This window comes from Ornithinibacter sp. (assembly GCF_035443565.1).
Taxonomy (GTDB): Bacteria; Actinomycetota; Actinomycetes; order Actinomycetales; family Dermatophilaceae; genus Fodinibacter.
Genome location: NZ_DAORSO010000315.1, coordinates 1 through 1,715 on the forward strand (window position 1 = coordinate 1; position 1,715 = coordinate 1,715).

2 protein-coding genes are annotated in these 1,715 nt (G+C 68.1%); both read right to left on the reverse strand.

Going from position 1 to position 1,715, the window contains the following annotated elements:
* Positions 1-1,276, reverse strand: a 1,276-nt coding sequence (gene groL, locus PLL68_RS14820) for a chaperonin GroEL (protein ID WP_324535399.1), incomplete at its 3' end; no start/stop codon positions are given.
* A 146-nt stretch (positions 1,277-1,422) separates the two neighbouring features.
* Positions 1,423-1,715: co-chaperone GroES (gene groES / locus PLL68_RS14825; RefSeq protein WP_324535401.1), on the reverse strand; the 293-nt coding region annotated here is incomplete at its 5' end.

A 1,715-nucleotide genomic window follows, 5' to 3' on the forward strand; every position in this document is an offset into this window, starting at 1 on the left:
CGTCGATGACCTTGACGGCCTGGATGAGGGCGGAGCCGCCACCGGCGACGATGCCCTCCTCGATGGCCGCGCGGGTCGCCGAGATGGCGTCCTCGATGCGGTGCTTCTTCTCCTTGAGCTCGACCTCGGTGTGCGCACCGACCTTGATGACGCAGACGCCACCGGCGAGCTTGGCGAGGCGCTCCTGGAGCTTCTCGCGGTCCCAGTCGGAGTCGGTGCGCTCGATCTCCTGCTTGATCTGGTTGACCCGACCCTCGACGTCCTCGTGGGCACCGGCGCCGTCGATGATGACCGTGGTGTCCTTGGTGACGACGACGCGGCGGGCCTGGCCCAGCGTCTCGAGACCGACCTGGTCGAGCTTGAGCCCGACCTCCTCGGCGACGACCTGGCCGCCGGTGAGCACGGCCATGTCCTGGAGCATGGCCTTGCGGCGGTCACCGAAGCCGGGGGCCTTGACGGCCACGACGTTGAACGTGCCGCGGATCTTGTTCACGACGAGCGTCGACAGGGCCTCGCCGTCGACGTCCTCGGCGATGATGAGCAGCGGCTTGCCGGACTTCACGACCTTCTCGAGCACCGGGAGGATGTCGGCGATCGCCGAGATCTTGCCCTGGTTGATGAGCACGTAGGCGTCCTCGAGGACGGCCTCCATGCGCTCGGGGTCGGAGACGAAGTAGGGGCTGATGTAGCCCTTGTCGAACTGCATGCCCTCGGTGAACTCGAGCTCGGTGCTCGCGGTCGAGGACTCCTCGACGGTGATGACGCCGTCCTTGCCGACCTTGTCGAACGCGTCGGCGATCGTGGCGCCGATCTCCTTGTCCTGCGCGGAGAGCGAGGCGACCTGGGCGATCTCGTCCTTGGACTCGATCTCGCGGGCGGTGTCGAGCAGCTCGGTGGAGACGGCCTCGACGGCCTTGTCCATCCCGCGCTTCAGACCCGACGGGGACGCACCGGCCGCGACGTTGCGCAGGCCCTCGTGCACCATCGCCTGGGCGAGGACGGTCGCGGTCGTCGTGCCGTCACCGGCGACGTCGTTGGTCTTGGTGGCGACCTCCTTGGCGAGCTGGGCGCCGAGGTTCTCGTAGGAGTCCTCGAGCTCGATCTCGCGGGCGATGGTCACGCCGTCGTTCGTGATCGTCGGCGCACCCCACTTCTTGTCGATGACGACGTTGCGGCCCTTGGGGCCGAGCGTCACCTTCACGGCGTTCGCGAGGGCGTCGACGCCGCGCTCGAGCGACTTGCGGGCGGAGTCGTTGAACTCCAGTTCCTTGGCCATTGCTGTCCTTCGTGATCGGGATGCCGGGCGCGCTCGTCGCGCTGCCTGCGGCGGTTGGTCTGGTGGTCACCGTTACCGGACGCGCCCCGGTGGCACCCGGTGAGCGGGTGCGCACCGGGGCGCGGTCACGGCATGCGAGTGCTGCGTCAGCCGACGATGGCGAGAACGTCGCGGGCGGAGAGGATCAGGAACTCCTCGCCGCCGTGCTTGATCTCGGTGCCGCCGTACTTGCTGTAGATGACGCGGTCGCCGACGTTGACGTCGAGCGGGACGCGGTTGCCCTTGTCGTCGATGCGGCCGGGGCCAACTGCGAGGACCTCGCCCTCCTGGGGCTTCTCCTTCGCGGTGTCCGGGATGACAAGACCGGACGCGGTCGTCTGCTCGGCCTCGAGGCTCTTGATGACGATGCGGTCCTCGAGCGGCTTGATGGAAACCGACA